The following is a 13,014-nucleotide window of genomic DNA, read 5'->3' on the forward strand; positions in this document are numbered from 1 at the left end:
ATTTAACTAAATTAAAGGATATGAAATATGCTGTTTTAGCATACTTCATATCCTTTTTTATAACGATTTTTTATGAAGGGCGGTAGTGTTTTTTAATAGATGACCAACATTATTACTATCATATTTTATGGTATATATATTTTCTTCCTGATGTTCTACTTTTTCGCCAAAATCTAAATTTTTGAAATTAAATCTATAATAGTAATTTGTTATCCTCTCCAAGTTTCTTAAAGAGGGTTTAAAGGTAGCATCTAAGGAACAAGAGGCCCTATAGTGATTTCCAGCTAAGCTTAAATGTCCTTGAATTTCCGCTATAATACCAAGCAAATTATGAGGGCTAGGAGAAGAGTCATCTAATACCATAGAGGAATGGATATATTCTTTTGCTAAGGATAAATTGTTATTTTTAATTTCCTCAATGGATTTTCTTATATAATATTCAAACATATTTTTCACCTCAACATGATTTATATAGCTTTATTCTATCAAATTCTATATAAAAATCCTGTTAAGATAAACCTTGGAAATATAAGTAAGGTATAAAGATTTGTTATTAAGAAAATAATAAAAAGTTCTAAGAAGCACTGTGTTTAAAATCTTTATACAATCTTTATACTCTGAAAAATACTCTTAACACTATCTTTATATCATTACTGATATTATTGGAATATAAAAAGTTAATGGAGGAGTTTTTAAAATGTTAGACATTATTTTTGTATCAGCATTATTAATGGGATTTATTTCTATAAAATTTTTTGTGAATTGGTGTGAAAAGCAGATTGATAATAGATAACCATAAATGGAGGTAATGATATGTGGGCTTTAGGATTAATTATTTTATTACTATTTATGTATCTAGCTTATGCGCTGTTTAATCCGGAAAAATTTTAGTGTGGAAGTTTATATAGGAGGAAAACTTTTATGGAATGGTTACAGATAATAATAACTTTAGTATTATTTATGCTTATTATAGTACCGCTGGGAAAATATTTGTACAAGATAGCTAATTTTCATAAGACACTTGGGGACAAGTTTTTTAATAAAATAGATAACTTTATATATAAGGTATGTAAAATAAACAAAGATGAAGAAATGAACTGGAAAGAATATGTGATTTCCATTATTGCGGTAAACGCAGTGATGGTGTTTTTAGGATATATAATTCTTAGAACCCAAAACTTAAATATTTTAAATCCCAATAAGGTAGGGGGAATGGAGCAAAGCTTATCCTTTAATACCATCATAAGCTTTATGACAAATACAAATTTACAAGATTATAGCGGTGAATCAGGGCTTTCCCACTTTAGTCAGATGACGGTTATTATATTTATGATGTTTACTTCTGCGGCTACAGGTTATGCTGCAGCCATAGCTTTTATGAGAGCTATTACCGGAAGTAAAAAAAAGCTGGGAAACTTTTTTGTGGATTTAGTAAGGATAATAACTAGAGTTCTAATGCCATTAGCTTTAGTGGTATCCATAGTTTTGGTAACACAAGGAGTACCACAAACTCTTTCTGGAACTCGTACAGTGACTACCATAGAGGGGAAAATGCAGGACATAGCCTTAGGACCTGTAGCTTCTCTTGAATCCATAAAGCATTTAGGAACCAATGGTGGTGGATTCTTTGGAGCTAACTCCTCGCATCCCTTTGAAAATCCTACACCTATATCTAATTTAATAGAGATATTATCCATGATGATATTACCTGGTGCCTTAGTTTATACCTTTGGATTAATGCTTAAAAACAAGAAGCAAGCCTGGGCAATATTCTATGCTATGGCAACTTTATTTCTTATAGCATTACCTATAAGTTATTATGCAGAAAAAGCAGGAAATCCAATGCTGGCTCAAAGTGGACTAAATCAGTTAATGGGGAATATGGAGGGCAAAGAAGTAAGGTTTGGCATAGAGCAGTCAGCTTTATTTACCACAGTAACCACGGCCTTCACTACAGGTTCTGTGAATAACATGCATGACTCTTTAACTCCTTTAGGTGGAGCTGTACCCTTAATAAATATGATGCTTAATGTGGTATTTGGGGGTAAAGGTGTTGGCTTCATGAACATGATTATGTACGCCATACTCACAGTATTCTTATGCGGACTCATGGTGGGTAGAACCCCGGAATTTTTATCAAAGAAGATTGAAGGAAAAGAAATTAAACTTATAGCTTTGGCTATAATTATTCACCCCTTTTTAATATTAATGTTTTCAGCCTTAGCTTTAATTGTTCCTCAAGGGGGATCAGGAATATCCAACCCTGGATTCCATGGACTCACCCAGGTGCTTTACCAGTTTACATCTTCTGCTGCTAATAATGGTTCAGGGTTTGAAGGCTTGGCAGATAATAATATATTTTGGAATACCGCAGCAGGGATAGTAATGTTTTATGGAAGATATTTATCCATGATTATACTTCTTGCTGTAGCTAGTTCTTTAGCTTCTAAGAGGACAATCCCTGTAAGTGCAAGTACTTTTAGAACTGATAACGCTATGTTTACCATAACTTTAGTATTCATAGTTTTGATTATAGGTGCATTAACCTTCTTGCCAGCTCTAGCGCTGGGACCTATTGCGGAGCATCTGACCCTGTGGCATTAAAGACAGAGCAGCGATTAAATGTTCAATGAGGAGATTATTCATATGAGTGATAAAAATAATAAATCAAAATTTATTACTAGTAAAATATTGAAGGAAGCTTTTATAGAATCTTTTAAAAAACTCCATCCCAAATATATGATAAAAAATCCAGTGATGTTTGTGGTGGAAGTGGGCTTTATTATATCTTTATTCCTTAGCTTTTTTCCAAATTTCTTTGGGGATGAAGGTAATAATTTAAGAATTTACAATTCCATTGTGTCATTAATTTTGTTTATCACAGTACTTTTTGCAAATTTTGCAGAAGCTATAGCAGAAGGACGTGGTAAAGCTCAAGCAGAGAATTTAAAGAAAACCCGTAAAGACACCCTAGCAAAACTTATAGATGACCATGGAAATATAAAAGTTATAAATGCTTTAGATTTGAAAAAAGGAGATATAGTTTTAGTTGAAAATGGGGATATTATTCCCAATGATGGTGAGGTAATAGAGGGTATAGCCTCTGTGGATGAGTCTGCCATAACAGGAGAATCTGCTCCAGTTCTAAAGGAAAACGGTGGAGATTTTGCTTCTGTTACCGGAGGAACTAAGGTGGTTAGCGATTGGTTAAAGATAAGAATTACAGCTACCCCTGGAGAGTCTTTCTTAGATAAGATGATTGCCTTGGTAGAAGGGGCATCTAGGCAGAAGACACCTAATGAAATTGCCTTAAATACCTTACTTGTAAGTTTAACCCTTATATTTCTTATAGTTATAGTAACCCTTTATCCCATGGCTAACTATTCTGGCGTTAAAATACCTATATCCACCTTAATAGCATTGCTTGTATGCTTAATTCCTACCACCATTGGCGGTTTACTTTCTGCTATTGGAATAGCAGGTATGGATAGGGTTACTAGGTTTAACGTAATAGCCATGTCAGGAAAAGCTGTGGAGGCTTGTGGAGATGTAGATACCATGATACTAGACAAAACAGGCACCATAACCTTTGGAAACAGACTTGCATCAGAATTTATACCCGTAGGAAAATCTGATATGACATCCTTAATTAAATACTCAGTTATTTCTTCTTTAAAGGATGACACTCCAGAAGGTAAATCCATTGTAGAACTGGGTAATGAGATGGGAGCAAAAATAGATTTTAAAGCATATGAAAAGCTGAATTTTATTGAGTTTACAGCACAAACAAGGATGAGCGGAATAGATTTAAGCGATGGTATTATGATTAGAAAAGGATCCTATGATGCTATAAAAAACAGAGTAAAAGAAATGGGAGGGATAATTCCTAAGGACTTAGAAGCTGTAGTTAATAAAGTATCATCTCTGGGAGGTACTCCCTTGGTGGTTTGTGTTAATGACAGGATCTATGGTGTCATCTACCTTAAGGATACGGTTAAGCCGGGACTAGTGGAGAGATTTCAAAGGCTTAGAGAAATTGGCATTAAAACCATTATGTGCACAGGGGATAACCCTTTAACTGCTGCTACCATTGCCAGAGAAGCAGGAGTGGATGGCTTTATTGCAGAATGTAAACCAGAAGATAAGATTGAAGCCATTAAAAAAGAGCAATTAGAAGGCAAGCTAGTAGCTATGACTGGTGATGGTACCAACGACGCACCAGCATTGGCTCAGGCAGATGTAGGTCTTGCTATGAATAGTGGTACTACTGCTGCAAAAGAAGCAGCTAATATGGTAGACCTAGATTCAGACCCTACAAAAATTCTTGAAGTGGTGGAAATAGGTAAGCAGCTGCTTATTACTAGAGGAGCTTTAACTACCTTTAGCATAGCAAATGACGTAGCAAAATATTTTGCTATAATACCAGCTATATTTACTATAGCTATACCTGAAATGCAGATTATGAACGTTATGAAGCTTTCCACCCCCTATAGTGCTATACTTTCAGCGCTTATATTTAATGCCATAATAATACCATTGCTTATACCTATTGCTATGAAAGGTGTAAAGTATAAACCTATGAGATCAGAACTTATGCTCCTTAGAAATATGCTTATTTTTGGTGTGGGAGGTATAGTAGTTCCTTTTATAGGAATTAAGATTATAGATATGTTAATTACACCTTTAGTGGCGGTGCTTAATTTGGGTTAAATGAAAAAATATGTAAGAAATAAAAAGGAGAAATTCCTATGAAAATAATAAAAAAAGCCTTTCTAGTTAGTATTGTATTAATGATATTATGCGGCATTGTATATCCCCTTGCTATAACGGGAATAAGCCAGTTGGCTTTAAATAAAAAAGCTAATGGAAGCATCATAGTGGTAGAGGGAAAAGAAGTAGGTTCAGAGCTAATAGGGCAAAACTTTACAGATCCCAAGTATTTTAGAGGAAGGGTTTCTGGAGTAAATTACAATACCTATACAGAAGAAGATACAAAAGTTAAGGAAGATGGTACAAGGATCTATGGAGGAGTGGGCTCGGGGTCACAAAATCTTGCTCCTTCTAATAAAGCTCTTCAAGAAAGGGTAGAAAAGGATATTGAAGATTTCTTAAAATTCCATCCAGGGGTTAAAAGGGAAGATATCCCCACTGATTTGCTTACCAGTTCAGGATCAGGACTAGACCCTAATATAAGCCCTGAAGCTGCAAAAGTACAAATTCCTGCAGTTTCAAAAGCTTCTGGTATCAGTGAAGAAAAAATTGGAAAAATAGTGGATAAATATACACAAGGAAAATCCTTAAAGATTTTTGGTCAGCCTAGAGTAAATGTATTAAAAGTTAACTTAGAAATAGCTTCTATGTTAAAATCTAATTAAGTCTAATGCATTAGGGGATGATTAAAATAAATATGGATGAAAGACCTAATCCCGAATATTTTTTAGAACAGATAAAAAAAGAAGAAAATGAATATAAGAGAGGAAAGCTAAAGATATTTTTCGGCTATGCAGCAGGAGTGGGAAAAAGCTATGCCATGCTCATGGAAGCCCATGACATGAAAAAGATAGGTAAAGATGTGGTTATTGGATATATAGAACCTCATGCAAGACCAGAAACCACAGCTTTGCTCCAAGGCATTGAAGCTATAGAAACTAAAATAATTAAGTATAAGGGAATAACTTTAAAAGAATTTGACTTAGATAAAGCCTTGCTTAGAAAACCGGAAATAATATTAGTAGATGAGCTGGCTCATACCAATTCCAATGCTCAAAGGCATAGGAAAAGATGGCAGGATATCGAAGAGCTTTTAGATGCAGGAATAGATGTATATACTACTTTAAACGTTCAGCATATTGAAAGTTTAAATGATATTGTAGAAAGTATAACCCATGTTTCTGTAAGAGAAACCATTCCAGATAAAGTATTTGATGAGTCAGATAAGGTAGAATTAATAGATATAGAGCCCGCTGAACTATTAAAGCGCTTTAGCGATGGCAAAATATATAGCAAGGAGCAGACTAAAAGAGCTTTTAATAATTTCTTTACCATTAATAACTTATTTGCCCTTAGGGAAATTGCACTTAGAAGAACTGCGGATAGAGTAAATTATGAGGTGGAAAGCGTAAGGCTATCCAAGGGTCAGATAACGGTAATACCTACTTCTGAATCCATATTGGCATGTATTGGAACCTCCCCTTCCTCTTCAAGAATTATACGTACTGCGGCAAGAATGGCAGAAGCTCATCATTCTAAATGGATAGCCTTATATGTGGAAACCACAAAATCCCAGAGATTAAGTAAAGAGGACAAAGAAAGGTTAAATGCAAATTTTCTATTGGCAGAACAGTTAGGGGGAGAAGTGGTTACAGTCTATGGTGACAACGTGGTGGAACAAATAATACAATATGCTAAATTTAGGAATGTTACTAAGATAGTAATGGGAAAAAATCATAGAAAAGCTAATAATCTATTTCATTTTTATGCAAAAGATATTGTGGATAAACTTATGGACTCTACCTCCTATATAGATGTCTATGTTATACCTAATTTGACAATGCATAGAAAAAGCAAAAATCTTGCACCAAAAAATAAAAGCTTCTTTAAGATATCATTTAAAGAAGCTTTAGTAGCAACCTTTATAATGTTTTGTGCTACAATAGTTTCCATTATTATAGATCGTTTAGGCTTTAGTGATTCAAATGTTATAATGATTTTTATTTTAGGAGTTATAATTATAAATATAGAAACCACTGGATATATCTTAGGGTTTATATGTTCTATAATTAGTGTAATGCTATTTAATTATTTTTTCACAGACCCTAGATACACCTTACAATTTTATGATAAAAGTTATTTAGCAACTTTCCCTATAATGCTGGCTGTAACCTTCATCATTGGCACCCTTACCAGTAGAATTCAAAGGGAGGCGCGAAATTCTTCCGCTAGAGAGAATAGAACTCAGGTTTTATATAGAGTGAGTAGAAAGCTGTTAAGGGCTACAGGTACTGCAGATGTGGTTTCCATAGGGATAAAATATATCTCCAGACTATTAGAAAAAACGGTTATTTGTTACTTAACACAAGAGAACAACTTGTCCACACCTTTTATTTATAAAGCTGATAAAGGAGAAAAAGAGGATGTGCTTTTAAATAAGGAAGAAGAAGCGGTAGCTTACTGGACCTTATTAAATGATAAAGAATCAGGTAAGGGCACCAATACCTTTTATGGAGCCAAGGGCTATTATATGACTTTAAAGAGTCAGGGGAAAATATTAGGAGTGGTAGGTATTGCATGCACAGATGGTGTTCTAGAGCCGGAACAGAAGTTTATTTTTGAAACCGTGGCTAGCCAGATTTCCATAGCTTTAGACAGAGAAATTTTAGCTGAAACACAAAAAAATTCTAAGCTAGAAATCGAAAGTGAAAAGTTAAGAAGTAATTTATTAAGATCTATTTCCCATGACTTAAGAAGCCCTTTAGCAGGAATTAAAGGTGCTGTGAGCACAATTATAGAAAATGGTGAGCTTATTTCTAAAGAAAAGAAAGATGAACTTCTCCAAGGAGTTTATGAGGATACCGAATGGCTAATAAGGCTGGTAGAAAATTTGCTTAGCATGACAAGAGTAGATGAAGGAAAGATGAAAATAACTAAAAGTATGGAACTGGTGGAAGAAGTGGTATATGAAGCTGTGCAGAGGACCGCAAAAAGATTCAAAGAGCATAAAATAAAAGTTACAGTTCCAGAAAAGGTGATAATGGCTCCTATGGACGGTAGTTTAATTGAGCAAGTACTCATAAATTTAATGGACAATGCTTTGAAGTTTTCACCTCAGGATTCTTTAATAGAAATTAATGCCTATGAGGAAGGACAATGGGTTTATTTTGAGGTTGCGGATAACGGCATAGGAATACAAGAGGAAATATTACCCCATATTTTTAATATATTTTTTACCAATGGAAGCAAAGTGTCTGATTCAAGAAGAGGGGTAGGGTTAGGCCTTGCAATTTGTAAATCTATAGTTGAAGCTCATGGGGGAGAAATTAGTGCTTATAATAAAAAAGTGGGTGGGGCTGTTTTTAGATTTGTTATTCCAAAGGAGGAGAGTAAGGATGGAAAATAAACCATATATCCTTGTAGTTGAAGATGATAGAGCTATAAGAAATTTTATCACCGCTTCCTTGAGTGCACAAGGATTTAAATATATTGAAACGGACAAGGGAATTGAAGGTATTGCCCTTTCTATGTCTTATAATCCCGATTTGATAATATTAGATTTAGGACTTCCGGATATGGACGGTATTGATGTTCTTACTAAATTAAGAGAATGGTGTAATACTCCAATAATAATAGTTTCTGCAAGAGAAAATGAAAGACAAAAGGTAGAGGCCTTAGATAAAGGGGCAGATGATTATTTAACTAAACCCTTTGGAATAGGGGAATTACTAGCTAGGGTTAGAGTTGCTTTAAGGCATAGCATTACTAATAAAAATGAAAATGAGAATCAGGATAATTTTAGGGTGAAAGATTTATTTGTGGATTTTAACAAAAGGCGAGTAATGATAAATAATGAAGAAATTCATTTAACACCCATAGAATATAAAATAATGGCATTACTTTGCAAATACTCAGGGAAAGTATTAACCCATAATTTTATAATTCATGAGATTTGGGGTTCTGCCCTGGGTAATGAAACTCAATCGCTAAGAGTTTTCATGGCTAGTTTAAGAAGAAAGATAGAAAAAGATCCAGCTCAGCCAGAGTACATTTATACTGAAGTAGGTGTGGGGTATAGATTGATAGATGAATAAGTAAAAAGTAAGTAATAAGTAAGAGGTAAGAAGTAATAGGTAAAAAGTAAGAAGTAAGAAGTAACTCTTCACTCTTACTTCTTACCTGTTCTATGATTTTTACTCTACCTTTCTGTGATATTTATAATAAACCATGAGCTCATTATTTTCCCCTAAAGCATCATTTTTGTGATATATGATCATTCCGTCTAAACTCATTAAATCAGATCCAGAAATATCATTTATATAGCTTGTAAATACCACTTTATCATTGCATATGATGGAGAAAGTATCCTCTGCAATGTCAATATAACCACTCTTTCCTAATAGGGTTTCCACATTGGTATTCTTATCTCTAATAGAGGCATATCTCACCTCTTGATTATGTAATTTTCTTAATCTTTTCTCATTTTCAAGCTTTTCTTTTTTTAGCTTATATCTCTTCATCCAAAACACTTTTATACCGCCTATCCTTTAGTTCTTAAGAACATTATATTAACAAAACAATAGTAATTCAACCATAGAACAGTTAATCTCAATAGAGAATGATTTTCATATTTTTGTTTTAATACATATAAACTTATTAGTTTTCATATTATTATATTGTAATTGCATAGAATTTTGGTTTTGTATATAATAATCCATAAAGATTAAAGAGAGAAGATGGAGAAGAAAGTATGAGTTGTATATATAAAATTAAAAAAGGATTTTCAACATATACCAACACAGAGGTACGCATAGCGGAATATATATTAGAGAATAAAAAGGAAGTGCTGAATTATTCTGCTAAGGTCTTTGGGGAAAAGTCAGGAGCTTCTGCTGCTGCAGTAGTTAGATTTTCTAAAAAAGTAGGATACAAGGGCTTTACAGAATTAAAAATGGATCTGGCAAAAGACAACGAAGAAGAATCCATGTACATAGATGATATCTTAAGAGAAAACGATACAATGGAACTTTTAGTAAAAAAGTCAGAAAGTCATAAGATTGCTACCATAAATGAAACTTATAAACTGATAAATATTAACTATTTAGAAAAGGCTATAGAAGCCTTAAGAAATGCAAGGAGAATTTATTTATTCGGGGTAGGAAATTCAGGAATTGTGGCTCAAGATCTAGTGCAAAAGTTTTCTAGGATAAATGTTTTTGCTATACATCATAATGATAGCCACGTACAGTTAGCCAGTTCAGTTTCTATAGGAAAAGAAGATGTAGCTATAGCCATTAGCTATAGAGGCAACACTAGAGAGGTAAATTCAGCTATGCGTCAAGCAAAGGAAAATGGGGCTGTAACCATTGGGATAACTCAATATGACAAAAATGCCTTATCTAAAATTGTGGACATACCACTTTACATTCCTTCCGAAGAGAAGGATATACGATATGGAGCTGTTTCTTCTAGGGACTCATCCTTTATTATCACAGATTTACTATATTTAGGTGTAGCTAAGGATGATTTTGCTAAGACAAAACATCATATTTTAAAATCGCGAGAACTTATCATAGACACTTTTCGTTAAAGTGTATCAAAAATCATAATGCTTTGTGATTAAAATAACATTTCAAAAAAGTGTATCAAAAAATTGAAATGTTATTGACATCTTTAATGCAATCGTTATAATAAAAGTATAGAATAAAAGGAGGGAATTATTATATGAATTATAGCGAAATAGCCAAAAAGGTTCTTGAGCTAGTGGGTGGTAAGAGCAATGTTACAGCCAATGCAACTTGTATGACAAGGTTAAGAATTGGTCTTAAAGATGCATCCCTAGTACAAATGGAAGAACTTAAAAAGGTTGAGGGAGTTCTTGGTGTAGTAAAATCTGATACACTTCAGGTGGTATTTGGACCAGGAAAGGTAAATAAGGCAGGAGCAGAGTTTTCTAAACTTACTGGCATTTCTCTTGGTTCCGTAGATGAAAATCTAGAAGACTTAACCAAGAAAAATAAAGCTGAAAACAAAGCAAAACAAACTAACCCAGTTCAAGTATTCTTAAAACATATTGCTAATATTTTTGTACCTTTACTACCAGGTATTATAGCCGCAGGTTTAATAAACGGACTTACTAATGTTATTAATGTTTCTACAAAAGGCGCTTATAGTGGTGTTTGGTGGTATGAATTAATTAGAACCTTAGGTTGGGGATTATTTGCTTACTTACCAATCTTCGTTGCTATGAATGCAGCAAAAGAATTTAAAGGATCACCTATTTTAGGAGCTGTTATAGGTGTGTTATCCGTAGCTAATGCTGGTATGCCATTATTAGCAAAATTCAAAGATGCACAAGTTATTCTACCTTTCACTGGCAAGGTATTTAACCCAGCAGCAGGTGGACTAATTGCAGCATTAATATCCGGTATTTTAATAGCTTACTTAGAAAGAGGTATTCGTAAGTATATGCCAGATATGCTAGATACTTTCTTTACTCCATTATTTGCTTTAATTATAGGCGGATTCTTATCATTAATAGTATTACAACCAGTAGGTGCATTCTTAACAAAGAGCATAGTATCTGGATTAACCTTCTTATATCAAGATTTAGGTGCAATAGGCGGATATATCTTATCAGCAACCTTCTTACCATTGGTATCTGTTGGTCTGCATCAAGCTTTAACACCTATCCATGCTATATTAAATGACCCTGCAGGAGCTAGTAAGGGTGTAAACTACCTATTGCCAATACTTATGATGGCAGGTGGTGGGCAAGTTGGTGCTGGTTTTGCAATATACATGAAGACAAGATCCAAGAAACTTAAGAGATTAACTCGTGACTCATTGCCTATAGGTATATTAGGTGTAGGTGAACCAATGATGTATGCTATTACATTACCATTAGGTAAGCCATTTATCACAGCTTGTTTAGGAGCAGGTTTCGGTGGAATTCTTTCTTCATTATTCCACTTAGGAACTATTTCCCAAGGTGTATCCGGTTTATTTGGACTTCTAATCGTACAACCTGGTAATCAGCTTCAATATGCTATAGCAATGATAGCTGCATATATCGGCGGTTTCGTATTAACTTGGTTCTTTGGAGTAGACCACGATCGTATCGCTGAAATTTATGGGGAATAATCAATGAATTCTTACGGAATTTCCTTGTACCTCGGTACTGGAATTATCAAGAATACTGAAATAATAAAGAAAGCCAAAGATGCAAAGGTTAAATATGCTTTTACCTCTCTTCATCTTCCAGAGGAAAAGATTAGTGACTACAATAAAGAAGTGGAAGCATTATTATCCTTATGCAAAGATGCTGGCATTGAGTTAATTGTAGATATAGGACCTAGAACTATTGAAAAGCTAGGACTTCCTGATATCTATTCCTTAAAGAATACACCAATTACCCATATTCGTGTGGATTATGGCTTTACCAACCAAGAGATAGCTGATTTATCTAAAGATTTTCACATTGTATTTAACGCTTCAACTTTAAGCATAGATGACTTAGAGAGTTTAAGAGCATTAAAGGTGGACTTTAGTAAATTTAGCGGATGTCATAACTTTTATCCAAAGCCGCTTACTGGATTGTCTGTAGACAAGGTGAGAGAAATAAATAATCGCCTTCATAATTATGGGGTTAAAACCATAGGTTTTGTACCTGGAGACAAAGAAAGAAGAGGACCTTTGCATTTAGGACTTCCTACAGTGGAAGAGCATCGTAACAATGACTTGTTAGAAGCTGTTTTACAGCTTAGAAGCTTAGGGCAATGTGACATCATCTTAATTGGGGATGTAGATGTTAAGGAAGAAACTTGGACTAAATTAAAGCATCTTAATGAAAACTATATAGAGTTAGAAGCAGATATTGATGAAGACTATTCTTATGTTAGAGAACTAATTCATCATGATCGTCCAGATTCCAGTGAATATATCATTAGATCTCAGGAATCTAGAGGCTATGCTACCCAAGGAAAACCCTTTGAAAAAGAAGGGGTTAAACCTAGAGTAAAAGGCTCTATTAGTGTAGGTAATATAGAATATCTACGTTATAGTGGAGAACTAGAAATTGCCAGAATAGATTTAGACGAAGAAGAAAAGGTAAATATTATAGGGCACATACGAAACAAGTATTTGAAGTATCTTCCATATATCAATGATGGTATGGGATTTAGATTTAAATAAGGGTGCCGGGAACGTGATAAAGTGACAAGTGGGGGATAATCCCACTTGTCACTTTTCACATACCTGGCACCCTTAGTATATTAACATTATTTATCATTGATTTTAATAATT

Annotated in this window: 11 protein-coding genes; 9 read left to right on the top strand and 2 right to left on the bottom strand. The window is 34.0% G+C overall.

All coding sequences use genetic code 11. From position 1 onward, the window contains the following. Positions 1–57: 57 nt before the first annotated feature. The gene (locus tag BUA82_RS09115; protein ID WP_073006838.1) at positions 58–447 is read right to left on the bottom strand and encodes a hypothetical protein; all 390 of its coding nucleotides are present in this window, start codon (positions 445–447) and stop codon (positions 58–60) included. A gap of 366 nt (positions 448–813) precedes the next feature. On the opposite strand from BUA82_RS09115, the gene kdpF reads away from it, so the two are divergent. From kdpF to BUA82_RS09145, 6 genes are read left to right on the top strand one after another with little or no spacing between them, the layout of a single operon-like run. Continuing rightward, complete coding sequence (gene kdpF, locus BUA82_RS21225) at positions 814–891, top strand: K(+)-transporting ATPase subunit F (protein ID WP_073007193.1); 78 nt, start codon at positions 814–816, stop codon at positions 889–891. 30 nt (positions 892–921) lie between these two features. Beyond that, complete coding sequence (gene kdpA, locus BUA82_RS09125; protein ID WP_073006839.1) at positions 922–2,604, top strand: potassium-transporting ATPase subunit KdpA; 1,683 nt, start codon at positions 922–924, stop codon at positions 2,602–2,604. Positions 2,605–2,646: 42 nt separating this feature from the next. Continuing rightward, entirely contained in the window at positions 2,647–4,710 is a 2,064-nt protein-coding gene (gene kdpB / locus BUA82_RS09130; protein WP_073006840.1) for a potassium-transporting ATPase subunit KdpB, read from the top strand. 38 nt (positions 4,711–4,748) lie between these two features. After that, complete coding sequence (locus tag BUA82_RS09135) at positions 4,749–5,375, top strand: K(+)-transporting ATPase subunit C (protein WP_073006841.1); 627 nt, start codon at positions 4,749–4,751, stop codon at positions 5,373–5,375. Positions 5,376–5,407: 32 nt separating this feature from the next. Continuing rightward, entirely contained in the window at positions 5,408–8,116 is a 2,709-nt protein-coding gene (locus BUA82_RS09140) for a sensor histidine kinase (RefSeq protein ID WP_073006842.1), read from the top strand. Further along, positions 8,106–8,804, top strand: a complete 699-nt coding sequence (locus tag BUA82_RS09145; RefSeq protein WP_073006843.1) for a response regulator — start codon at positions 8,106–8,108, stop codon at positions 8,802–8,804. The genes BUA82_RS09140 and BUA82_RS09145 overlap by 11 nt, the downstream gene beginning before the upstream one ends. Positions 8,805–8,903: 99 nt before the next feature. On the opposite strand, the gene BUA82_RS09150 is transcribed toward BUA82_RS09145, so the two are convergent. Beyond that, positions 8,904–9,239, bottom strand: a complete 336-nt coding sequence (locus BUA82_RS09150) for a hypothetical protein (protein ID WP_073006844.1) — start codon at positions 9,237–9,239, stop codon at positions 8,904–8,906. Positions 9,240–9,460: 221 nt separating this feature from the next. Here BUA82_RS09150 and BUA82_RS09155 point away from each other — a divergent pair, with 221 nt between their 5' ends. The 3 genes from BUA82_RS09155 (at position 9,461) to BUA82_RS09165 (ending at position 12,903) form a co-directional block, all read left to right on the top strand. Then, positions 9,461–10,300: a MurR/RpiR family transcriptional regulator gene (locus tag BUA82_RS09155; RefSeq protein WP_073006846.1), complete on the top strand. Its 840-nt coding sequence runs from the start codon at positions 9,461–9,463 to the stop codon at positions 10,298–10,300. Between the two features lie 134 nt (positions 10,301–10,434). Continuing rightward, entirely contained in the window at positions 10,435–11,853 is a 1,419-nt protein-coding gene (locus BUA82_RS09160; RefSeq protein ID WP_073006848.1) for a PTS transporter subunit EIIC, read from the top strand. A gap of 3 nt (positions 11,854–11,856) precedes the next feature. Then, positions 11,857–12,903 (top strand): MupG family TIM beta-alpha barrel fold protein, encoded by a 1,047-nt coding sequence (locus tag BUA82_RS09165; protein WP_073006851.1) that lies wholly within the window; start codon positions 11,857–11,859, stop codon positions 12,901–12,903. The last annotated feature ends 111 nt before the right edge of the window (positions 12,904–13,014 follow it).

This window comes from Clostridium amylolyticum, assembly GCF_900142075.1.
GTDB lineage: Bacteria > Bacillota > Clostridia > Clostridiales > Clostridiaceae > Clostridium_AA > Clostridium_AA amylolyticum.